Source organism: Microbacterium sp. MMO-20 (assembly GCF_037147735.1).
Classification (GTDB): Bacteria; Actinomycetota; Actinomycetes; order Actinomycetales; family Microbacteriaceae; genus Microbacterium.
This window is the reverse complement of sequence record NZ_JBBCUU010000004.1, coordinates 1-20,348: the sequence shown is the minus strand read 5'-3', so window position 1 is coordinate 20,348 and position 20,348 is coordinate 1. Positions and strand designations below refer to the sequence as shown.

Genomic DNA, 20,348 nt, shown 5'->3' with positions numbered 1-20,348 from the left:
GCCGCGGCATCCGGCAGAATCGAGGGATGCCACCTGTGCACCCCGCCCACCTGCCCGCCGACCACGCTTGCCTCATCGTCCACGGCAGCGACAAGCCCGGAATCGTCGCCGCCGTCTCGGCGATGATCACGCGCATCGGGGGCAACATCGTCGCGTTCGACCAGTTCTCCGACGATCACCGCGGCGGCGCGTACTTCCAGCGGGTGGTCTTCCACCGGGCCGACTTCGCTGCCGACCGCCCGGCTATCGAAGCCGAGATCACCGCGACCCTCGACGAGTTCGAGCTCGAGTGGTCGCTGACCGATCAGTCGATCCCGAAGCGCATGGCGATCCTCGCGTCGAAGCAGGACCACTGTCTGCTGGACCTCCTTTGGCGGCACCGCCGCGGCGACCTGCCGGTGACGATCCCGATGGTGATCTCGAACCACACGACGACGGCCGAGGACGTGCGGAGCTTCGGGGTGCCGTTCTTCCACGTGCCGTCGGTTCCGGGCCCCGACAAGTCGGCGTCGGAGGCGGAGATTCTGAAGCTCCTCGTCGGCAACGTCGACTTCGTCGTGCTGGCGCGGTACATGCAGATCCTCTCCCCCGACTTCCTCGAGCAGCTCGGCGTGCCGGTGATCAACATCCACCACTCGTTCCTGCCCGCGTTCATCGGCGCCGAGCCCTATCGCAAGGCGAAGGAGCGCGGTGTCAAGCTCATCGGCGCGACTTCGCACTACGTCACGGGCGACCTCGATGAGGGCCCGATCATCGAGCAGGACACGGTGAGAGTGACGCACGCCGACTCCTCCGCCGAGCTCGCCCGCCGCGGCGCCGACGTCGAACGTCAGGTGCTCTCGCGCGCCGTGCTGTGGCACGCGCAGGACCGCGTCATCCGTCACGGCAATCACACGATCGTCTTCTGAGGCTCGCCCGGCAGGGAGACGCGCACCGCGTTCGCGGATCATCATCTCCGAGCTCGCCTCGACGGACCCGAACCGGCGCCGCATCGCCGCCCGCGCCGCGGGCTACACCCGGCGGCGGGACCGTGCGCGCCGAACGAGCAGAGCGACCGCGCGCCACCCGATGAGGAACAGGCCCAGCACGAGGGATGCCACGATGACGAACGCGACCTGGACACCCTGACCACTCGCCGCGCGCAGCAGCATGCCACCCACCACCGTGAGCGCCCACACGGGCATGCCCGTCCGCAGCGGGGCCGCGGGCGCCCGCCAGGCGAGCGCCACCGCCCACCCCGCGGCGAGCGCGACGAGGAACGGCCAGGCGGTGACCGCGAGCCCTCCCAGGACATCCTCCGCGTGGCTTGCGCGACCGATCGCGGCGAAGACGACGACGAAGGCGGCGTCCAGGAGCGCCGCTCCGGTGACCGCGCGCGCGGAGCCGTCCGCCGTCGACAGCGGGGAGCTCAAAACGCGTACTCCATGAGGTCGGCGCCGAGCGCGCGGAACGCGTCGTGTGCGCGCAGTCGGTGGGCGATCGACAGATCGTCGAACCCGACGATCAGCGCATAGGCCGCTCCCCCCGCGGGTCCCGCGATCACACCGGCTTCGGCGCGGATGCCGTCGGCGCGGCCGGTCTTGTTCACGAAGAGCATGCGGTGACGGTCGTCCTCGTGCGCGAACGGGTCGAGCGCGGTCGACGCGCCCGCGAGGGCGAGGTCCTGATTGAGGTTCAGCCACTCGCCGACCTGGGCGCTGACAGCGGGTGACACGATCTGGGCGTTGACGATCGCGGCGAACAGCGCCGACAGCTCGCCCGCCGACGACAGCGCGACCTGCGGTGCGTCGTCGGGGCCGCGTTCGTCGCGGAACCGATCGATCAGCGCGGTCTTGCTCAGGCCGATGTCGTCCATGCGCGCACGCACGGCGGCGAGTCCGACCCGGTTCAGAAGCACGTTCGCGGCGGTGGCGTCGGATGCCGCCGCCGCCAGCACCGCGAGGTCGGCGACCGGCAGTGCGGGCGCCTTGAGATGCTGCCACAGGCCCGCGACGCCGACGGGGGGCGTCGATCCCCGGTCGAGGATCTCGAGCGGGTCGAGCTGTCCGAACTCGATCTGCGCGGCGACTTCGATCAGCAGCGGCACGACCCCGAGACCCGCGACCGGCAGGGTGAGGTGGTCGTCGCCCGTGAGCGCCTCCGCGCCCGTGTCGAGGTCGGCGACCCGCACGGAGACCTGCGCTCCGGACGACGACAGCACGTCGAGTGCCTTGAGCGTGCCGAGGAACGACCGCTCGCGCAGCGACGACCTCGTCGGCGCTGCGCCCTGACCGGACGCACCGCCCCGACGCGCACGGCGCAGCGTCGTCGGCCCGGCCGGTGCGGTCGGGTCGGCTGCGCGGAAGGTCGCCCGCCGTCCCGCACGCGACGACGGTGGGCGCTCCTCGCGCGCGCGGTCGTCATCGGCTTCGCCGTGACGCCTGCGCAGGCTCTCGCTCACCAGATCGTCACGCGCTGGTCGACGTCGAGCCAGAGGGCGTCGTCGCCCGTGACGTCGAACGCCCGATAGAACTCCTCGACGTTGCGCACGATCTGATTGCAGCGGAACTCGTTCGGCGAGTGCGGGTCGATCGTGAGCAGACGGATCGTCTCGGCATCCCGCCCCTTCTGCTGCCAGATCTGCGCCCAGCTGAGCAGCAGTCGCTGGATGCCGGTGAACCCGTCGATCACGGGCCCGTCAGCGTCCGCGGCATCCGACTCTGCGCCGGCGCCCTCGCCGGTCGCGGCAAGGTGCAGGCGGTACGCTTTCAGCGCGATGCCGAGGCCGCCCAGGTCGCCGATGTTCTCGCCGATCGTGAGGGCGCCGTTGACGTGGTGGTCCTCGCTCAGCCCGCGCGGCACGAGCGCGTCGTACTGGGCGATGAGAGCCTTCGTGCGCTCTTCGAACGCGGCGCGGTCCGCATCGGTCCACCAGTCATTCAGCGCGCCGGTCCCGTCGAACGCCGACCCCTGATCGTCGAAGCCATGGCCGATCTCGTGACCGATGACCGCCCCGATGCCGCCGTAGTTCGCCGCGGCATCCCGCTCCAGGTCGAAGAACGGGTGCTGCAGGATCGCAGCGGGGAAGACGATCTCGTTCATGAGCGGGTTGTAGTACGCGTTGACCGTCTGCGGGGTCATGTACCACTCGTCGCGGTCGATCGGGGCGCCGAGCTTGGCGAGCTGCCGGTCGTGCTCCCACGCATTCGCACGCAGGACGTTGCCGATGAGGTCGGCCGGGTCGACCTCGAGCGCCGAGTAGTCCTTCCACTTCGCGGGGAAGCCGACCTTCGGCGTGAAGGCGGCGAGCTTCTCGAGCGCGCGCTCGCGCGTCGCCGGTGTCATCCACTCGAGGCTTTCGATCGACTGCCGGTAGGCCTCGATGAGGTTCGCGACGAGCTCGTCCATCGCCTCTTTCGCCGCCGGCGGGAAGTGCCGCTCGACGTAGACCTTGCCGACGGCCTCGCCCATCGCCGCCTCGACGAAGCTCACGCCGCGCTTCCAGCGCTCGCGGTTGACCGGGACGCCGGTGAGCTCGGTGCCGTAGAAGGCGAAGTTCGCGTCCACGAAGGCGCTCGAGAGGAACGCCGCCGACGCCCGGATGACGTGCAGGCGCAGCCACGCCTTCCAGTCTTCGAGCCGCTCCTCCGTCAGGAGCGAGCCGAGGCCGGTCAGGGCGCTCGGCTGATTGACGTTGACCTCGGCGAACCCGGCCTCGTGGCCCGGGGCCACCGCGTCGCGCCACGGGTCGAGGTCGACGCCGACGAGCTCGCGCACCTCGTCCCACGGCATGAGGTTGTAGGTCGCGACGGCGTCGCGCGAGCGGACGTTGTCCCAGTGGTGACTGGCGATCTCGGTCTCGAGGGCGAGGACGCGGTCGGCCTGCGCCGCGCCCTCCTCGACGCCTGCCAGACCGAGCATCTGCGCGACGTACTCGCGGAAAGCGGTGCGCGTCCCCGCGAAGTTCTCGAGGCGGTAGTAGCTCTCGTCGGGCAGCGACAGCCCGGACTGCACGAAGAAGACGACGTAGCGCTGCGGGTCGCCCGGGTCGGGCTCGATGTAGGCGCCGATCAACCCCCCGACGCCTTCGCGCTCGAGCTCGCCCACGGTGCGCAGGAACGCCGGAACGGAGTCGATCGCGTCGACGCGCGCGAGCTGGCCCGCGAGCGGGGTGGCCCCGAGCGCTTCGATCCGCTCGGTGTCCATGAAGCTCGTGAACAGGTCGCCGATCTTGCGCGCCTCGCTCTCCGGTTCGGCGGTCGCGGACTCCTCGATGATGGCGCGGACGTCCTTCTCGGCCTGTTCGGCGATGAGGTGGAACGACCCCCAGCGGGCCTTGTCGTCGGGGATCTCCGTGCGCTCGATCCACGCGCCGTTGACGTAACGGAACAGGTCGTCCTGCGGCCGGATCTCAGTGCTCAGCTCGGACAGCTCGACACCCGAGCGGGGAGGGTTCTCGGTCATTCCTCTACAGTAATCCGCGCTCCCGACGCCGCCAGCCGAGAGCGAGACTCTGTGGGGATTCTCATCGACTCCACGCCACGTCGGTGGTCGTGCAGGCGGGTGCTCCAGCCGTGTACTCGCCGGCGAAACGGTCGCGCGTCCACGCGATCGCGTCGGCGAACATCGGCGAATACGTCTCCATCACCTGCGCGTGCTCGTACCCGGCATAGCGCCGGTAGTCCAGCCGCTGGGGGCGCGCTGCGGGCTCGGCGGGGGTGCACACGCGTTCGACGTAGGCATCCTGCATGGAGGGGAGCACGATCGAGTCGCTCGCACCCTGCCCGAGGAACACGGGCGGTCCGATCTCGGTCGGCGCCATGCTCTCGCGGAGGCGCTGCCCGAGCTCGCCGAAGCTGGGATCGGTCGAGAAGAGGTCGGGATCGAGGCTCGTGCCGACCACCGCGGCGATCGACAGGGCCATCGTCGGATCGGTGAGACATCGCTCCGACATCGCCCGCAGCACGGGCTGAAGTCCCGGTCGGATGTAGCGCTCGTAGGTGATGTCCGGGTAGATCGCAGAGTAGGCCGCGAAAGCGTACGACGCGAAGATCAGCCCGCCGGTGACTTCGGACACGTGATCGACGAGCGCCGGCGGGTCGCTCGCCGGCGCGAACGCGGCGACGCCGCGGATCCAGACCTCGGGGGCGTACTGCTTCGCGATAGCGCCGGTCCACAGCGCGGCGCCGCCGCCCTGGGAGTGACCCCACACGACCGTCGCGGGGCTGAGGTTCGCCTCCTCGAGCTGACGTGCTGCGCGCACCGCGTCGAGGGATGCCCGGGCACTCGCCTCGCCGAACAGGTAGGGGTGCACGCCGTCGGTGCCGAGGCCGATGTAGTCGGTCGCGACGATCGCCCAGCCCTCCTTCAGCACCTTCTTCACCGGGTAGAGCCCGCCCGACCAGAACGGGCGCTCCTGCAGCGTCGGCGCGCAGTGCTGTGCGAACCCGGTGGTCGAGTGGTTCCAATCGATGACGGGCCACGGCCCGCGCCCGCGTTTCTTCGACGGCGTCGGCACCGTGACGAGCCCGCTCGCGACGCGAATGCGCCCGTCCATCCCGGTCGTCGTGTAGAGGATGCGCCACGCCTCGGCATCCTGCGGCACCTCGCGCGTGAACGATTCTGCGCGGATGAGCTGGCCCGGCTGATCGGGGATCGAACGGGGCGCTGCGTAGAACTCGTCGACGACCGTGGATGCCTCGTGCAGCGGCGCCGTCACGACCGCGAACAGGGTCGCCGCGGTGACGGAGAAGACGGCGACCGCCGCACGTCCCCATCGGCGGCGCGGCGGCTTCGCGGCGGCCGCGGGCCCTGCGGCGCGGCGGCCCTCGCGCCGGCGGCGAAGAGTCAGCCAGAGATCGGAGATCCCCCGCATGATGAGCATCGCGCCGAACACGACCGCGACGACGAGCAGCGTGATGTCGGGCCAGACGAGCGCGAGGATGCCGAAGATGACGCCGGTGCCGCCGAACGCGGCATCCGCGATCCGGGAGTCCCAGCCGCGTCCCTTCGCGAACGCACCGGTGACGCCGGCCGCTCCCGCCGCGAGCAGGAGAAGCCCCGTGATGACGGCGATCGCGCGCACGGTCAGGCCCGGCCAGGCGAGGACGAAGACGCCCAGCACGATCCATCCGATCGCGAGCGCGCCGCGCCAGCGACGCTCGCCTTCGTCGACACGGCCGGTCGCCTCGAGGATGCCGGTGAGCACCATGCCGCCGCCGACGAGCAGCGCGAGGAGGTCGAGCGCGGTCGTCGGGCGCAGGACGATGACCGCGCCGAGCACGATGGAGAGGATCGACAGGGTGATCCGCATCCACGGGGGCATGCGCCGCGCGAGCCTCACGAGGGTGAGGCGCTGCGTCCAGTCTGCGCGGGCCATCCCTCCAGGCTACGAGAGCGCAGGGCCGTGTCGGCGCGCGGCCGTAGGCTCGAGTTATGGCCGGCGTCACCCTCAACCGCGAGATCCTCCGGTTGGCGGTCCCGGCGCTCGGCGCACTCATCGCCGAGCCGATGTTCCTCATCGTGGATGCCGCGCTCGTCGGCCATCTCGGCGTCGTTCCTCTCGCCGGGCTCGGCATCGCATCAGCCGTGCTGCAGACGATCGTGGGACTCATGGTGTTCCTCGCCTATTCGACGACGCCGGCGGTCGCACGCCGCTTCGGCGCGGGCGAGCATTCCGGCGCGGTCCGGGCGGGCATCGACGGGCTGTGGCTCGCGCTCGGGCTGGGCGTGGTGCTCGCGGTCGTCGGCTCGGCGCTGACGCCATGGCTGGCCGGGCTCTTCGGCGCCGCGCCCGAGGTGACGCAGCAGGCGGTCATCTACCTGCAGCTGTCGATGTGGGGGCTACCGGCGATGCTCATCGTGTTCGCGGCCACGGGGCTTCTGCGCGGCATGCAGAACACGGTCACCCCGTTGTGGATCGCAGGCTTCGGCTTCGGCTTCAACGCGTTGCTGAACTGGCTGTTCATCTACGGGTTCGGTTGGGGGATCGCCGGATCCGCAGCCGGCACGGTCGTCGCGCAGTGGAGCATGGTCGGCGCCTACGCGGTGGTCGTGGGAAGGCTGGCGCGCACGCACGCGGCATCGCTCCGTCCGGAGCGCGCAGGTCTCCGCGGCTCGGCGACGTCGGGCGGGTGGCTGTTCCTGCGGACGGTGTCGCTGCGGGCGGCGTTCCTGCTCACGGTGTTCGTCGCGACAGGGCTCGGCACCGACGAACTGGCCGGGTGGCAAGTCGCGTTCACGATCTTCTCGACGGCGGCGTTCGCGCTCGACGCGCTGGCGATCGCCGCCCAGGCGCTCGTCGGGCGCGGGCTCGGCGCGGGAGACGAGCCGTTCGTGCGGCACGTGCTCGGACGCACGGTGGCATGGGGGGCGTGGTTCGGAGTCGTCGTGGGCGCCGTCATCGCTGCCCTGTCGGGGGTGATCGGCCTCGTCTTCACCGGGTCACCGCAGGTGGCCGCGCTGATCCAGCCGGCGCTGCTCGTCCTCGCGATCGCGCAGCCTGTGTGCGGCATCGTGTTCGTGCTCGACGGGGTGCTGATGGGCGCCGGCGACGCCCGCTACCTCGCACTCGCGGGCGGGCTGAACCTCGTGCCGTACGTGCCCGCACTCGTCATCGTCGCGCTGACACACCCGACGGGGGCGACGGGACTCGCCTGGCTCGCCGCGTCCTTCTTCGGTGTGTACATGCTCGCGCGCCTCGGCACGCTCGGCTGGCGCGTGCGGCGCTCGGAGTGGCTCACCGCCGGAGCGTGAGGCGACGCGGTCCGCCGGCGGCTCACGCCCAGCGGCGGCACCATTCGTACATGACGACGGCGGCGGCCGCGCTGGCGTTGATCGAGCGCGTCGAGCCGTACTGCGTGATCTCGACGACCGTGGATGCCGCGGCCACCGCCTCGGCGGACAGGCCCGGCCCCTCCTGCCCGAACAGCAGCACGCAGCGCTCGGGGAGATTGGCGCGATCGACCGGCACCGACCCGGGCACGTTGTCGACCGCGACGACCGGAACCGCGGCATCCGCCGCCCACGCGGCGAAGGCGGCGATGTCGTCGTGGTGGCGCACGTGCTGATAGCGGTCGGTGACCATCGCGCCGCGGCGGTTCCAGCGGCGCCGGCCGATGATGTGCACTTCCGCGGCGCCGAACGCGTTGGCGCTGCGCACGATCGACCCGATGTTCATGTCGTGCTGCCAGTTCTCGATCGCGACGTGGAACGGGTGGCGGTGCTCGTCGAGGTCGGCGACGATCGCCTCCATCGTCCAGTACCGGTACCGGTCGATGACATTGCGGCGGTCGCCTGCGGCGAGGAGGTCGCGGTCGTAGCGCGGGTCATCCGGCCATGCGTCCGGCCCTTCGGGCCACGGCCCGACGCCGACCGGCAGTTCCGGCTCGGTCGTGTCGCCGGTCTGGCCGCTCTCCCCCACTCCGCAAGGCTATCCCCGCACAGCGGCCCACCCCGCTGTTTTCGGTTCACCGAAAAATACACTGCTATATTTTTCGGCATGCCGAAAACAGCCGCCGTCGCGACGCACCACTCCCGCGCCGCGTGGCTGCTCGGGCCCGCCCTCGTCGCCGGCGTCGCCTACCTCGACCCCGGCAACGTCGCGAGCAACATGACGGCCGGCGCGAGCTTCGGATATCTGCTCGTCTGGGTCGTCGTACTCGGTAACGCGATGGCATGGCTCATCCAGTACCTCTCCGCAAAGCTCGGGATCGTGACGGGGCACAGTCTCGCCGAGACTCTCGGTGCGCGCTTCCGGAGCGACGCGGCTCGCCGCGCCTACTGGCTGCAGGCCGAGGTCGTCGCGATGGCCACCGACATCGCCGAGGTGATCGGCGGGGCGGTCGCGTTGTGGCTGCTCTTCGCCGTGCCACTCCCCATCGGGGGGCTCCTCACCGGGGCTGTCTCGATCGGGCTGCTACTCGTCCAGCAGCGGCGCGGCGCTCGCACTTTCGAGTTCGTCGTGATCGGTCTGCTGGCGGTCATCGCGCTCGGGTTCACGTACGGGGTGATCATTGCCCCGCCCGACCCCGCGGGGGTGGCGTCGGGACTGCTCCCCCGCTTCGACGGCACCGACTCGGTGCTCCTCGCCGCCTCGATCCTCGGCGCGACGATCATGCCGCATGCGATCTACGCGCACTCCGCCCTCGCCCGCGACCGCTTCACCGCCGACACGGCGCGACCGGCCGACCGCTCCGCCGGGACACGCCGGCTGCTCACGGCCACGCGGTGGGACGTCACGATCGCCCTCGCGATCGCGGGCACCGTGAACCTCGCGATCCTGCTGCTGGCCGCGGCGAACCTCGCCGGCGTGCCCGGCACCGACAGCCTCGAAGGCGCGTACGCCGCCCTGCAGACCGGGCTCGGCGCCACCGTCGCGACTATCTTCGCCGTCGGCCTGCTCGCGAGCGGCCTCGCGAGCACCGCGGTCGGCGCCTACGCCGGCGCCGAGATCATGCACGGCCTCCTGCGCGTGCGCATTCCGCTCCTCGCGCGCCGGCTCGTGACGCTCGTCCCCGCCATCGCGATCCTCGCAGCCGGCGTTGACCCGACATGGGCGCTCGTGCTCAGCCAGGTGGTCCTGAGCTTCGGCATCCCGTTCGCTCTCGTGCCGCTCGTCTGGCTCACGGCTCGCGCCGACGTCCTGGGCGCGCACCGCAATCGCTGGTGGACGACGGCGGCGGGCGCCGTCGCGGCGGTGCTGCTCATCGCGCTGAACGCCGTTCTTCTGTGGCTGGTGCTGAGCGGCGGCTAGCCTGGACGCGTGCCCGCCGCCGCCCCCTCGACCGCGATCGACGACTACCTGAAGACGATCTACCACCACACCGAGTGGCAGAACGATCCGGTGACTCCGTCTCAGCTCGCAGCGACGCTGGGGCTCGCGCCGTCCACCGTGACGGAGATGGTGCAGAAGCTCGCCGCGGCCGACCTCGTGTCCCACCGGCCGTACGGTCCGGTGTCGCTGACGGATGCCGGCAGGCTCCGCGCCGCCGCGATCATCCGCCGCCATCGCCTCATCGAGACGTGGCTCGTGCGCGAGTTCGATTACGCGTGGGACGAGGTGCACGACGAAGCCGAGGTCCTCGAGCACGCGATCAGCGATCGACTGCTCGAGCGGATCTCGGCACGGCTCGGTCACCCGACACGTGATCCGCACGGCGACCCGATTCCGGATGCCGCGGGTGCCGTCGACCGCGACCCGTTCCTGCTCCTCGGCGACGCACCCATCGGCCACACGGGGCGCGTGCTGCGCGTGAGTGATCGCGACCCGGCGCTCCTGCGCGCGCTCGAGGCGGCAGGCGTCGATGTCGGTCACTCCGTCACGGTCACGGGCAGAGGCGCCGTGCAGGTCGACGGCGGGTCGTCGATCGGGCTGCCGGATGCCGCGGCATCCGCCGTCTGGCTCACCGCCTGAGCTGCGCGCTCGGGCTCGGGCTCGGGCTCGGGCGGACCGTCGCAGGTGCGCAAAGCCGAGTCACGAACTCCGCAGAATGTCACGAACTCCGCACGGCGGGGCGGGAACGGATGCGGAGTACGCGCACATCTGCGGAGTTGATGTCCCGGCCTGCGGTCCGGTCACCTCCGCCGGCGCTTGCGGCTCGCCTTCAGATAGGGCCATTCGACACCCGTCGCATGCTCGCAGTAGTTCCACAGGCGTGCCGCGAGCTGCTCGTCGCGCGTGATCTTCGCGGCCTCCGCACGGCGCGGGGCGCCGCCGACGACCCGCGCCGGCCCCCAGAACGAGCCGCTCTCGGCATCGGGGTCGACGAGGGCTCGTACGAGCGACCACGCGCCGTGCTCCTTCGACTGGGTGATGGGCGCCTGCAGGTTGCCGAAGAAGCGCGTCGCGCGTGAGGGTTCGTTGACGCCGAGGATGCCCCGGGTGCGACCGCTCACGGAGTACCCCGGGTGCGCGACGATGCTCGAGATCGGCACGTTCGCCGCTCGCAGCCGCCGATCGGCTTCGAAGCCCAGCGCCGTCGTGGCGACCTTGGACTGCACGTACGCCCGCCACGGCGTGTACCCGTTCTCGAGCTCGGGATCGATCGGGTCGTAGGGCCACATCGATGTCGACATGGAGCCGACCCAGACCATGCGCCCGCGTCCCGCGGCGAGCGGCAGCAGCAGTTCGCCGGCGAGCGCGTAGTGGCCGAGGGCGTTCGTCGCGAAGACGACCTCGTGCCCATCGGGTGTCGTCTCGCGCTCCCGCGGCGGGTGCACGACGCCCGCGTTGAGCAGGAGGCCGTGCAGCCCCGCGCGGCCGCGCGCGGTGGCGGCGGCGGCGCGAACCGAACCGAGGTTGCTCGTGTCGAGCAGGAGGGTGTCGACCTCGGCATCCGGCACCTGCCGCCGGATGGCGGCGCGGGCGGCGGCGAGGCGGTTGGGATTGCGCCCGGTCATGATGACGTGGGCTCCGGCACTCGCGAGCTGCAGGCACGAGAAGAAGCCGAGCCCGGCGGTCGACCCCGTGACGAGGTACCGCTTACCGCCCAGGTCGGAAAGCTGCGTCGGATCCCACCGGTCGCGTGCCACGTGTCCGACCCTAGGCGCATTCGCCCCGCTAGGCTGGGCCCCATGCGGACACGCGCCGATATCGAGTGCTGGCTGACCGACATGGACGGCGTGCTCGTCCACGAGAGCAAGCCGATTCCGGGGGCGGCCGAACTGCTCGCGCAATGGCGCGACACCGCGACGCCGTTCCTCGTGCTGACGAACAACCCGTTCTACACACCGCGCGATCTGAGCGCCCGGCTGCGCATGTCGGGACTCGAAGTGCCCGAAGACCGCATCTGGACGTCGGCGCTCGCGACCGCAGAGTTCCTGCGCTCGCAGCACCCCCACGGCACGGCCTTCGTCATCGGCGAGGCGGGCCTGACCACCGCGCTGCACGAGGCGGGATTCGTCATGACCGAGACGCAACCCGACTACGTCGTCGTCGGTGAGACACGCAACTATTCGTTCGACCGCATCACGCAGGCGATCCGCTTCATCAACGCCGGGGCGCGATTCATCATCACGAACCCGGATGCCACGGGCCCGACACCCACCGGCATCGTCCCCGCGACCGGGTCGTTCGCGGCCCTCATCACACACGCGACAGGCAAAGAACCGTACGTCGTCGGCAAGCCGAACCCGATGATGTTCCGCTCGGCGATGAACCGGATCGGTGCGCACTCCGAGAACACCGGCATGATCGGCGACCGCATGGACACCGACGTCGTGGCGGGCATCGAGGCAGGTCTGCACACGATCCTCGTGCGCACGGGAATCTCCGACGACGCCGAGATCGAGCGCTACCCGTTCCGCCCCGACGAGATCGTCGACTCCGTCGCCGACCTGCTGTCGGTGGACCCGGTCGAGTCGGAGATGCCGGAGGGCCTGTGATCTCCTCGGGTGAGCAGACCGCGCTGTACCTCACGAGCATCGTCATCCTGCTCGGGACGCTGACGACGTTCATCGTGCAGTACGTGCGGTCGCGGCGGCGCGAAGGCGGGTCCGGCGGGCCGGATTCAGACGGTTCGGGAGGACGCGACTGATGGCGCTCATCCTCATCCTCACGGGCCTCGCCCTGCTCATCATCGCGCTCGCCCTCTTCGTGCAGGGGCGCAAGGATGCCCCGCAGGGAACCCCGTTGCCGAACGGCCGCGGCATCCTCGCGCTGACCCTCGCGGGGCTGCTGCTGGCGCTGGCATCCCAGCTGCCGATGTTCCGCTGACGCGGCGGATTTTTCTCGCCTGAGCGGGTCTTTTCACCCCGTTCGATGTCCGACCCCCCTGTCACAATGAGGGGTATGGACCTCCTCACGCATCGGCTCGACGACCTGCACGCGCAAGCCGCGACGCTGGTCGGCGAGGCGGCATCGGGGCGGGCGCTCGAGCGCGCCACGGAGGCCGAGCTCGCAGCGCAAGTGGCCGCGATCGCCGGCTTCGCCCGGCTCGCCGAGGCGCTCCTGATCGATGCGGTCGGCGAGGTGGCACGGCGCTCCGCGCAGGCGGTGCGCGACGAGCGGATGACGTCGCACCTCGGATGCCGCGACACGATCGAGCTCATCCAGTCACTGACGCGCGTCGGGCCTCAGATCGCCGCGCGCCTGCAGCGGGCGGCGGCCGCCGTGCGACCGGCCGTGTCCGAGACGACTGGCGAGGCGCTCGACGCGCCGTTCCCGAGCGTGCGCGAGGCGATGCTCGACGGCACGATCGGCGTCGACGGCATCCTCGCGATCACCGATCCGCTGCAGGCGACGGCGCCGCGCGTGTCGGCGGGTGCGCGGCGCGACGCCGCCGACATCGTCGTCGCTGAAGCGCGCGGCGAGGGGCCGGATGGCGCGCCGCCGGCATGCGCCGCCCTGCTGAAGATCCACGCGCAGACGTGGGCGCTCGCGCTCGATCAGGACGGCGCCGAGCCACGCGAGCGCGCGGCCGAGCGCAAGCGCGCGGTCGTGATGGGTGTCGCCTCGCCCGACGGGGTGCCGGTTCGGGGGCTGCTGCTGCCGGAGGTGGCGGCGCAGCTGCAGACGATCTTCGACGCGCAGCTGTCGCCGAAGGTCGCGTTCGACGACCCGGCGGCGGATGCCGAGGCCCCGCTCCCCGCGCGCGACGACCGCACCCGGGCGCAGCGGCAGCACGACGCGCTCGCGGCGGCGCTGCAGGTCGCGGCATCCTCGGGCCTCCTGCCGACGATCGGCGGGGCCGCGCCGACGCTCGTCGTGTCGGTGGATTCCGACGACCTCGCGCGCGGCACAGGGTATGCGCACGCGCAGGGATGCGACCAGCCCGTGAGCGTGGCGGTCGCCCGTCACATCGCGTGCGGCGGGGTCGTGCAGCGGGTCGCGATGCGCGCGGGTCGGATCGTCGGGATCGGCACCGAGGAGCGGGTGTTCAACCGGCACCAGCGGCGCGCGATCGCGCTGCGCGACGGCGGATGCGTGATCCCGGGGTGCGGGACACCCGCCGGGTGGTGCGAGATCCACCACGTGACCGAGCACGCGTCGGGCGGGCCGACGCACACCGACAACGGCGTGCTGCTGTGCTGGTATCACCATCGATTCCTCGAGCGGATCGGATGGCGCATCCGCATGAACCACGGCATCCCCGAGGTGCTCGCTCCACCGTGGCACGACACGCGCCGCGAGTGGCGCGCGGTGACGACGTCGCCGACGCGTCTGCGGAAGCGGGTCGAGAGGCGCATTCTGACGACGTGAGTCGGCCAGGTTTGTCACGGCGCGACCGGGTGCGCGGGGAGCGGTGAATGCCTATCGTGGAGAGTACGGATACTCCCGACGGAGGGGTGGGCCATGAACGACACGATCATCGTCGGCGTCACGGATGCCGCGGTTTCGCAGCGGGCGATCGATTGGGCGGTGCGACGCGCGGCGGACCGGGGCGGCCGGGTCGAGCTGCTGTCGGTCGTCGGGGGCGCGATCGGCGCGGTGGGTGAAGACGCCGTGATCTCCGACGCGCTGCGCGCGACCGAAGCGATGCTCGACGACAAGGTCCGCGACATCACGGCCGACGGCATCGAGGTGACGACGCGCGCTGCGGCGGGGAACCCGGTCGCGGCTCTCATCGAGGCATCCCGCTTCGCGTCGCTGCTGGTGATCGGCAGCGACTACCGCGGGCCACACTCCGGGCCGGCGCGCGGCGCGCACGGCGTGCGGATCGCGGCGGGGGCGCACTGTCCGGTCGTGGTGGTTCCCGATGTGGATGCCGCCGATGACCGGAGCGGCGTCGTGGTCGGCATCGACGGGTCGCCCGTCTCGGAGCACGCGCTGCGCTTCGCGGCCGCGGAGGCCGACCGTCTGGGCGAGAAGCTGATCGCGGTGAGCGTGTGGACGCCGGTCGTCGCGCCGCGGAACGACTTCGCCGTGTACCCCGACCTCTACCTGGAGAACATGCAGGCAGCCACCGAGGAGGTACTCGCGCTGGCGCTCGCCGGCATCGCGAGCGACTACCCCGACCTCGAGGTCGAGCGGGTCGTCGAGCAGGGCTACCCGTCGCAGGTGATCAACGCGCACGCCCAGCACGCGACGCTCACGGTCGTGGGCACGCACGGCCGCGGCGCGATCGCCCGCTTCCTCCTCGGCTCGATCAGCCAGGAGGTGCTCGCCCACCTCGCAACGGTGACCGCCGTCGTTCGCTGAGGGGTTGCGGCGGGCGCGCCGCCGGGTGTCTGGCCGGGACGTCGAGCGGGCGTTGGTGCGGCATCGGCCGCGATCCTGCGCACACAGAAGGATGGCGCGGCCTGGTGCAGTTCGGTGCCCGCCCGGTGAGCGCCCGTCCAGCGGGCATCCTCCGGGTCGGGTCATACGGGCACGCGTGATTGAGCGGGCCCGCGGGTCCGACGAGCGGATTGACGGGCACGTTAGAGGACCCTCCTCCGTTCAAGCTTGTGGATCATGGCATGGCCACCCGCGGACGATCATGGTGACGAACGGTGGCCAACCCATTCCCGCCGCCGTTTCGAGAGCCGACGCTCACCGCGGAGCAGGTCTTCCAAACCGATGGTGCGGGTTCGATTCCCGTCATGCCCTCTGGGGGAACTCGGGCTACCGCCCCGAGAGGCCTGCAACAGAACCCCCGCGAAAACCCCGCGTCGCCGGTCACGCGCTATTGCCGCCCCAGACATCCTCGATCGGCTGTGCTTGCGTCCAGTAGCCTTCGAAGAGTCGAGCGAGCTCCTCATTCTGCTGGCTCTGGTTAAGTTCAGAGTGCTGGCCCGACAAGATCGCGTTGACGTTCGGGATGTTGCGGGCCGTCGCGTCGCCAAGCACCCACCGATCGTGCGTGTCGCGAATCAGCCGACTGTCAATCGCTCTCCACTCAAGCACGACCCCGCGTGAAGCGAACTCGGTCTTGAGGTCGTCGTAGTCCCGTTTCACCTTGCGACCGGCATGCGCGTCCGTGAGATACAGCGACAGGATTCGCACACGAGAAACGTTGTTCCCGTCGACCGCCTCCCATAGCGGCTCAAACGCTGCCGAGGTGAAGTGCTTGTCCAACCAGCGCAGGTCACCACGCGCCTCCTCAAGCACTCTGCGCAGCCAGACCCGATTCCCAAAGGGTGTCGATGGACTGATGAAGACGCTGGGAGGCGTTTCCTCCGCCCTTGCAGGGTGGACCAGGACTTGCACGGCACCGGTCGCTTTGGTGTACCGGATGATCCCCGCTCGCGCCAGGAGCGCGACGAAGAATCCGACGTCGCGATCCTTTAGCCCATTCCCGAAGCCCTGGCTTCGTAGGACCGTTTCGATAGACGCTCGGGTTCGCCCTGCAACTCCATCGAGAAGTTGAGCGACCGCGATGACCGGTGGCAGCGTCAACAACGCATCACGAAGGATCGCGACTGCCGCTTCCTCGTCTCCGCGAACGAATTTGGCCTGGAAGTACGTGGCGCCAAGAGCGGACAACCGCGGCGGGTCCGACTGCTCTGCAAGTCCGAGCACCCGGAGGAAATGTAGTTCGTCAGTTACCGAAGCGCCACGAAGCTCCCCGATGGATTGGATGGCCGCGTCGTACGACGCCCACCCCTTACTCGGGATCAGCGGTCGCTCCCGCGGTAGCGTCGGAATCCGGCGCGGGGGTCAGCAATTCCGCCAATTTGTCCCCGGCTGCGATCACGGAACCGATGACAGCGTATGCCGAAGCCGGGAGCGTCACCGAACTCTCGATCGTGAACCTAATTGCGCCGCCCGAAATAGGCCAGCTGTGGCTGACAACAGCATTCGTCGGCTCCGCCAGCATCGACCGTGAGACTCCGCCGCTGGGTGCGGGGTTCGGCTGAACAACCGACGCCGTGTCGCCATTCTTCTGCTCGTCCAACTGAGTGGGCGCGGCCGATGACCCACCCGAAGCAGATGGAATCCGAATCCGGCCCGCATCTACTTCTTCGATGAGACCGGCGAGGACCCCGCTCTTGACAAAGGACGCGGCGAAGACCTCTTTGGACTGCGGCGCCACGCCGTGGTTGTGCATTGCGGTGTTCGCGAGTCCCGCAACCTCCAGGTCGTGGTCCTTCGGGAGCGCGTCCAGCACGGCAGCGAAGACCTTGCACTTCAGGAAGGCCGCCTTCAGCGACTCGTGCGGGTCCGCTTCCAATCCGGGGTGAACGATCTCCAGCGCCAACGGAGTGACCGCTAGCTCGGTGCTCCTCCCGCTCAGCAGACCGTAGTCCTTCAGTGCTGCCAGCTTCGATCGGAAGGGGCCGCTGTTCGCCGTGCTGTGCCCCAGGAAGGATGCAACGGCAGCGTCGGTGTGCACAGTGCCATAGCTGGCGATCTTCTTCACCAGGGCAACCGCATCGCCCAACGGCATCGAGGGGAAGCCCACCCCCGCGGCTCGACGAGTCTGCTTCACCTTCTCAGCTTCGCCGATGCTGGCTTCGGCCTGCGTATCGGTCATCTCGCGCCCATCTACTCATCGTCCTTTTCCAACTGAATTATCAGTATACACAGTTCACCGAGGACAGCGAGTTGAAGTTCCGAGTTGACTGAGTTGAATGGTTCGCCCGGGGCGGGGTGAACTACGCCCGGACGAACACCCCAAAGCGGGCGATCTGGTCGTCGTAGTCGCTCGGGTAGAGGTGGGCGTGCGCCGCCCTGGGTTGATCCGGCGGCGGAGACAGATGCTGAGGGGGTCGGATCCAACGCAGGAGCAGCAGGCGACCCCCGATTCCGGAGACCACTGCCGTTGCTCCCGAGATTGAGCCATCGGCTCCAGCAGCGCCGCAAGAGGTCGTGATCGAGCAGGAAGAGCTCCGGGTTTTCATATCCCACGGGAAGAACACGGATGATGTCGACCAGGTGAAGACGACTCTCGAGATCGCGGGGATCAAGGTCGAGATCGCCGTCGAAGAAGAGTCGACAGCGATTTCAGTCCCCGACAAGGTGTTCGGCGCCATGCGGCGCTCCAACGCCGGAATCATCTGTGCGAGCGCCGAGGAAGGCACCGGCCCAGAGTCGTACGTCGTCAACCAGGACGTGCTCATTGAGATCGATGCGGCATTCGTACTCTATGACACGCTCGTCTTACTCCTTTGGGACAAGCGAGTACCTGTTCCCTCCGATCGTCAAAATATCTATCGCTGCGACTACGAGGGCATCGAGCTCTCATGAACCACTGGAATGAAGCTCATGAAGGCAGTACAGAGTATCAAGCAAGCGGTCTAGCGGAGCGCGGCGCGGTCGAGTAGCCACCAACGCGCGCCGAGCCATGTGAGAAGTGTCATGAACGCTGCAAATGACGTCACGTTGGCACGGTGACCCGCTCCCACATCGGCCTCACGGAGGCTCACATCCCAAGCGCCGACAACTCGGCGAAGGTGAGGTTCACGCAGCATCGCAACTTGTCCTAACGCGCGGACATGAGCAGCCAGCCCGTCTCCTCGCATGAGATCGCGCGAAGTCTCTCCTGGAATTGCCTCTAGCGATCGGAAGATCGTGCCAAACGTCTCGAAGCTTCGAAGTGGTCCGGCCGGGTTGCCGCGACCGGGTTGGCCGGCTGCTTGATAAGTCCAGACCTGGTGATCAGCCAATGTGGTCGGTGACACGTGGCCAGTCTGTGAGATTATCGTCCGCGCCCAGCGCGCTGCGTCGAGCTGGGGGTTCGTATGAAAGGCGGGCGCGGCATAGCGGACTACCGCTTCGCTGCCAAGATTCAGCTCAAGCCGTTTCAGTACCCTCTGTTGGTCCGTCTCGCGCCGGAACCGATAGTACGGCGCGTGCCACAACTTCCATTGCGCAGCCCGACTGCCCCTCAGATACTCAGGACGCTTGAACTGGACAACGTAGCTGATCGGAAATGTGGGCAGGTGTACCTGCTCGGGCGCGGCAAACCCCGAGCCAGCCCAACTCTCGGACGTAAGCACTAATCCCGGCGGACGGGATGCCGACAGTACACTCCAAAGCACATGGTTGGCGTCGGGGTTTGCGGCCGCATCGAATCCGAGAAGCTTCTCGAGGACCTGCGACGGCGCGAACACCGCGGGGTTGCCACCGATGCCCGTCGCCAACTCAATGTCGTAAGCGGTCTCGAATGTCTTCTCAGCAAAGTCGGCGAGGGGCACGTGCCGATTCTGTCCTACCTTGCCCGCCTCCGCGACGAGCGCCTCGAACAGACCAAGTGATCTCCTCTCTCTCGGATGAGACGAGGCGTGTCATGATTGCCATGATTTCACCGCTTGCGTTCTCCTCGAAAGGTGACGAAATGGCAGCATCTGTCTCACTCCCGAAGGTGGGCGAGAAGTCGTGGTTTGCTTTACGCGCCAAGGCGGCCGCTGCTCCTTCGACTAAATTCACTCCGGCGACGGTCGCGGCTCTCCTGTCGATGGCCGGCACCAAGAGCGCCTCCGACAATGTCGTTGGTCCGCTAAGGAGACTAGGACTTATCGAGGACGACGGCGCACTTACCGATCGCGGAAACAAGTGGCGAATCGACTCCTCGTATGCGGACGCCTGCGAAGAGATTCTGAAGTCTGTCTATCCGCCTGAGTTGCGATCTCTTACTGATGACAGCGGTCAGCCTGATCGCGTGAAGGTGGCGACTTGGCTGCAGCACCAGGGGCAAGGCGACTCGAACGCCAAACAGATGGCGGCGACATATGCGATGATCGCTTCGAAATCTCCGGCCCCCGCCTCGCCACCCGCCGGGACCAACGGTTCTAAGGCAGCCAGCGCGAAGCCCAGAGCGGCACGGGCGCCTGCCGGCGCGACGTCGTCGAGGGCGGCGGAGGACCGCAAGCCCGAGGAAGCTTCGGTGAATGCGCAGATTGGATCAGGAAGCGCCAACTCTGCGCCGACCATTCATCTAGACATACAGGTGCACATCCCGCCTGCGGCATCAGCCGATCAAATCGATCAGATCTTCGCGAGCATGGCCAAGCATCTTTACCGACAGTGAGCTGGATTGCAATAGCAAGAGATGCTGCAGAGCGAGCCGCCATGGCTCGCCAGGAGTTGACCCTGCTCCTCATCGATCCAGCGAGCACCCCGGCTGAGAGCCAGGTAGCGCCTGACTCGATTCCCGAAAGTGACCTGCACGCCACGTACGACGCGACGATTCTCGACGCCGACCTTCGGGCGGCGACTCGAAGTCGATTTGTAACCGAGCACTACGCGGACGCCGTTGAGTCCGGAGTCAAGGCTCTCAACGAGCTTGTGCGCGCACGAACAGGTCGGACTGAGGACGGCGACGAACTGATGACGTCGGTGTTCTCGCCGAACAACCCACTGCTGCGAATATCGGCTGGAAACTCCAAATCCTCTCAGCCCTGATCCACCGTCGCGATTCGGTTGAGCCGCGTTTCGCTTTTCGTTGAGTTGTTTCGGCGGGCGGGCGTGCGTGTTCTGCCAGCCGGGGCTCTGGCTTATCCACGTC

General features: G+C 68.9%; 21 protein-coding genes. 12 read left to right on the top strand and 9 right to left on the bottom strand.

Translation table 11 applies throughout. The features are described 5' to 3' along the window. Positions 1-26 precede the first annotated feature (26 nt). On the top strand, positions 27-908 hold the full coding sequence (gene purU / locus WFI52_RS07185; protein ID WP_336626533.1) for a formyltetrahydrofolate deformylase: 882 nt from the start codon (positions 27-29) through the stop codon (positions 906-908). 102 nt (positions 909-1,010) lie between these two features. On the opposite strand, the gene WFI52_RS07180 is transcribed toward purU, so the two are convergent. The 4 genes from WFI52_RS07180 to WFI52_RS07165 all read right to left on the bottom strand — a co-directional run bounded on the left by WFI52_RS07180 (position 1,011) and on the right by WFI52_RS07165 (position 6,358). Further along, positions 1,011-1,412 carry a DUF3054 domain-containing protein gene (locus tag WFI52_RS07180; protein WP_336626532.1) on the bottom strand — a complete coding sequence of 134 codons (402 nt, stop codon included), beginning with the start codon at positions 1,410-1,412 and terminating at the stop codon, positions 1,011-1,013. Beyond that, a complete protein-coding gene (locus tag WFI52_RS07175; protein WP_336626531.1) occupies positions 1,409-2,440 on the bottom strand; it encodes a serine hydrolase in 1,032 nt (343 codons plus the stop codon). The genes WFI52_RS07180 and WFI52_RS07175 overlap by 4 nt, the downstream gene beginning before the upstream one ends. After that, positions 2,437-4,443: a M13 family metallopeptidase gene (locus WFI52_RS07170; protein WP_336626530.1), complete on the bottom strand. Its 2,007-nt coding sequence runs from the start codon at positions 4,441-4,443 to the stop codon at positions 2,437-2,439. The genes WFI52_RS07175 and WFI52_RS07170 overlap by 4 nt, the downstream gene beginning before the upstream one ends. Before the next feature lie 61 nt (positions 4,444-4,504). Next, positions 4,505-6,358, bottom strand: a complete 1,854-nt coding sequence (locus WFI52_RS07165) for a lipase family protein (RefSeq protein ID WP_336626529.1) — start codon at positions 6,356-6,358, stop codon at positions 4,505-4,507. Between the two features lie 56 nt (positions 6,359-6,414). Here WFI52_RS07165 and WFI52_RS07160 point away from each other — a divergent pair, with 56 nt between their 5' ends. Further along, positions 6,415-7,734 carry an MATE family efflux transporter gene (locus tag WFI52_RS07160; RefSeq protein WP_336626528.1) on the top strand — a complete coding sequence of 440 codons (1,320 nt, stop codon included), beginning with the start codon at positions 6,415-6,417 and terminating at the stop codon, positions 7,732-7,734. Between the two features lie 22 nt (positions 7,735-7,756). Here WFI52_RS07160 and WFI52_RS07155 read toward each other — a convergent pair whose 3' ends face one another. Continuing rightward, positions 7,757-8,401: a TrmH family RNA methyltransferase gene (locus WFI52_RS07155; protein WP_336626527.1), complete on the bottom strand. Its 645-nt coding sequence runs from the start codon at positions 8,399-8,401 to the stop codon at positions 7,757-7,759. A 78-nt stretch (positions 8,402-8,479) separates the two neighbouring features. Here WFI52_RS07155 and WFI52_RS07150 point away from each other — a divergent pair, with 78 nt between their 5' ends. Next, positions 8,480-9,733, top strand: a complete 1,254-nt coding sequence (locus tag WFI52_RS07150; protein ID WP_336626526.1) for an Nramp family divalent metal transporter — start codon at positions 8,480-8,482, stop codon at positions 9,731-9,733. 9 nt (positions 9,734-9,742) lie between these two features. Beyond that, the gene (locus tag WFI52_RS07145; RefSeq protein ID WP_336626525.1) at positions 9,743-10,393 is read left to right on the top strand and encodes a metal-dependent transcriptional regulator; all 651 of its coding nucleotides are present in this window, start codon (positions 9,743-9,745) and stop codon (positions 10,391-10,393) included. Between the two features lie 161 nt (positions 10,394-10,554). On the opposite strand, the gene WFI52_RS07140 is transcribed toward WFI52_RS07145, so the two are convergent. Continuing rightward, positions 10,555-11,511, bottom strand: coding sequence for an SDR family NAD(P)-dependent oxidoreductase (locus WFI52_RS07140; RefSeq protein WP_336626524.1), 957 nt, complete (start codon positions 11,509-11,511; stop codon positions 10,555-10,557). Between the two features lie 42 nt (positions 11,512-11,553). Here WFI52_RS07140 and WFI52_RS07135 point away from each other — a divergent pair, with 42 nt between their 5' ends. The 5 genes from WFI52_RS07135 to WFI52_RS07115 all read left to right on the top strand — a co-directional run bounded on the left by WFI52_RS07135 (position 11,554) and on the right by WFI52_RS07115 (position 15,118). After that, positions 11,554-12,363: an HAD-IIA family hydrolase gene (locus tag WFI52_RS07135; RefSeq protein ID WP_336626523.1), complete on the top strand. Its 810-nt coding sequence runs from the start codon at positions 11,554-11,556 to the stop codon at positions 12,361-12,363. Then, positions 12,360-12,515: a hypothetical protein gene (locus WFI52_RS07130; RefSeq protein WP_336626522.1), complete on the top strand. Its 156-nt coding sequence runs from the start codon at positions 12,360-12,362 to the stop codon at positions 12,513-12,515. Before WFI52_RS07135 ends, WFI52_RS07130 begins: the two co-directional genes overlap by 4 nt. Further along, entirely contained in the window at positions 12,515-12,694 is a 180-nt protein-coding gene (locus WFI52_RS07125; protein ID WP_336626521.1) for a hypothetical protein, read from the top strand. The genes WFI52_RS07130 and WFI52_RS07125 overlap by 1 nt, the downstream gene beginning before the upstream one ends. Before the next feature lie 75 nt (positions 12,695-12,769). Beyond that, the gene (locus WFI52_RS07120) at positions 12,770-14,179 is read left to right on the top strand and encodes an HNH endonuclease signature motif containing protein (RefSeq protein WP_336626520.1); all 1,410 of its coding nucleotides are present in this window, start codon (positions 12,770-12,772) and stop codon (positions 14,177-14,179) included. 93 nt (positions 14,180-14,272) lie between these two features. Further along, a complete protein-coding gene (locus WFI52_RS07115; protein ID WP_336626519.1) occupies positions 14,273-15,118 on the top strand; it encodes a universal stress protein in 846 nt (281 codons plus the stop codon). 459 nt (positions 15,119-15,577) lie between these two features. On the opposite strand, the gene WFI52_RS07110 is transcribed toward WFI52_RS07115, so the two are convergent. Together WFI52_RS07110 and WFI52_RS07105 are read right to left on the bottom strand one after the other, a co-directional pair. Next, a complete protein-coding gene (locus WFI52_RS07110) occupies positions 15,578-16,420 on the bottom strand; it encodes a hypothetical protein (protein ID WP_336626518.1) in 843 nt (280 codons plus the stop codon). An 85-nt stretch (positions 16,421-16,505) separates the two neighbouring features. Continuing rightward, complete coding sequence (locus tag WFI52_RS07105) at positions 16,506-17,375, bottom strand: hypothetical protein (RefSeq protein ID WP_336626517.1); 870 nt, start codon at positions 17,373-17,375, stop codon at positions 16,506-16,508. Between the two features lie 335 nt (positions 17,376-17,710). On the opposite strand from WFI52_RS07105, the gene WFI52_RS07100 reads away from it, so the two are divergent. Beyond that, positions 17,711-18,088 carry a TIR domain-containing protein gene (locus WFI52_RS07100; RefSeq protein WP_336626516.1) on the top strand — a complete coding sequence of 126 codons (378 nt, stop codon included), beginning with the start codon at positions 17,711-17,713 and terminating at the stop codon, positions 18,086-18,088. Positions 18,089-18,138: 50 nt separating this feature from the next. Here the strand turns inward: WFI52_RS07100 and WFI52_RS07095 are convergent, their stop codons facing one another. Beyond that, positions 18,139-19,038 carry a hypothetical protein gene (locus WFI52_RS07095; protein WP_336626515.1) on the bottom strand — a complete coding sequence of 300 codons (900 nt, stop codon included), beginning with the start codon at positions 19,036-19,038 and terminating at the stop codon, positions 18,139-18,141. A gap of 92 nt (positions 19,039-19,130) precedes the next feature. On the opposite strand from WFI52_RS07095, the gene WFI52_RS07090 reads away from it, so the two are divergent. Together WFI52_RS07090 and WFI52_RS07085 are read left to right on the top strand one after the other, a co-directional pair. Continuing rightward, positions 19,131-19,871 carry a DUF5343 domain-containing protein gene (locus tag WFI52_RS07090; RefSeq protein WP_336626514.1) on the top strand — a complete coding sequence of 247 codons (741 nt, stop codon included), beginning with the start codon at positions 19,131-19,133 and terminating at the stop codon, positions 19,869-19,871. A gap of 41 nt (positions 19,872-19,912) precedes the next feature. Beyond that, on the top strand, positions 19,913-20,245 hold the full coding sequence (locus WFI52_RS07085; RefSeq protein ID WP_336626513.1) for a TIGR02391 family protein: 333 nt from the start codon (positions 19,913-19,915) through the stop codon (positions 20,243-20,245). Positions 20,246-20,348 lie beyond the last annotated feature (103 nt).

Excerpts from the sequence above, each read along its gene's own strand:
- WFI52_RS07115 (WP_336626519.1), top strand. The coding sequence starts at position 14,273 with ATGAACGACACGATCATCGTCGGCGTCACGGATGCCGCGGTTTCGCAG.
- WFI52_RS07085 (WP_336626513.1), top strand. The coding sequence starts at position 19,913 with ATGGCTCGCCAGGAGTTGACCCTGCTCCTCATCGATCCAGCGAGCACC.
- WFI52_RS07165 (WP_336626529.1), bottom strand. The coding sequence starts at position 6,358 with ATGGCCCGCGCAGACTGGACGCAGCGCCTCACCCTCGTGAGGCTCGCG.
- WFI52_RS07160 (WP_336626528.1), top strand. The coding sequence starts at position 6,415 with ATGGCCGGCGTCACCCTCAACCGCGAGATCCTCCGGTTGGCGGTCCCG.
- WFI52_RS07120 (WP_336626520.1), top strand. The coding sequence starts at position 12,770 with ATGGACCTCCTCACGCATCGGCTCGACGACCTGCACGCGCAAGCCGCG.
- WFI52_RS07170 (WP_336626530.1), bottom strand. The coding sequence starts at position 4,443 with ATGACCGAGAACCCTCCCCGCTCGGGTGTCGAGCTGTCCGAGCTGAGC.
- WFI52_RS07125 (WP_336626521.1), top strand. The coding sequence starts at position 12,515 with ATGGCGCTCATCCTCATCCTCACGGGCCTCGCCCTGCTCATCATCGCG.
- WFI52_RS07135 (WP_336626523.1), top strand. The coding sequence starts at position 11,554 with ATGCGGACACGCGCCGATATCGAGTGCTGGCTGACCGACATGGACGGC.
- WFI52_RS07150 (WP_336626526.1), top strand. The coding sequence starts at position 8,480 with ATGCCGAAAACAGCCGCCGTCGCGACGCACCACTCCCGCGCCGCGTGG.
- WFI52_RS07105 (WP_336626517.1), bottom strand. The coding sequence starts at position 17,375 with ATGACCGATACGCAGGCCGAAGCCAGCATCGGCGAAGCTGAGAAGGTG.
- purU (WP_336626533.1), top strand. The coding sequence starts at position 27 with ATGCCACCTGTGCACCCCGCCCACCTGCCCGCCGACCACGCTTGCCTC.
- WFI52_RS07090 (WP_336626514.1), top strand. The coding sequence starts at position 19,131 with ATGATTGCCATGATTTCACCGCTTGCGTTCTCCTCGAAAGGTGACGAA.